The organism is Micromonospora sp. SL4-19 (genome assembly GCF_047921475.1).
Lineage (GTDB): Bacteria > Actinomycetota > Actinomycetes > Mycobacteriales > Micromonosporaceae > Micromonospora.
In genome coordinates this window covers 1-308 of sequence record NZ_JBLROB010000106.1, presented here as the reverse complement: position 1 = coordinate 308, position 308 = coordinate 1, and the positions used below count along the sequence as shown (strand labels likewise).

Sequence of the window (308 nt, the reverse complement as noted above, 5' to 3'; positions counted from 1 at the left end):
CTGGTGGTGCCCGATGACCATCTACCTCGTCGACGTCGAGCAGGTCATCCACACCTGCCCCGCACACCCTGACGCGCACCCGTACGACACCCGCCGGGTGCTCGTCGACGTCATCCCCGGCGGCCCCTGCCGGGCACCGGTCACCATCCGCTGCGGGCAGGTGACCACCACCATCCCGTGTCATCGGCACGAGCCGGCCAAGCGCCAGTGCGGCGCCTGCCGGGTCATCGTCACCGAACGCACCATCACCAACCACCACCCCACCCGGGTGGCGGCTTGATGGCCTCGACGCTGGACCTCACCCCCCG

1 protein-coding gene is annotated in these 308 nt (G+C 70.8%); it reads left to right on the top strand.

What is annotated here, in order from left to right:
- The first annotated feature begins 13 nt into the window (after positions 1 to 13).
- Positions 14 to 280: a hypothetical protein gene (locus ACNAVT_RS31885; protein WP_416301719.1), complete on the top strand. Its 267-nt coding sequence runs from the start codon at positions 14 to 16 to the stop codon at positions 278 to 280.
- Positions 281 to 308: the final 28 nt, after the last annotated feature.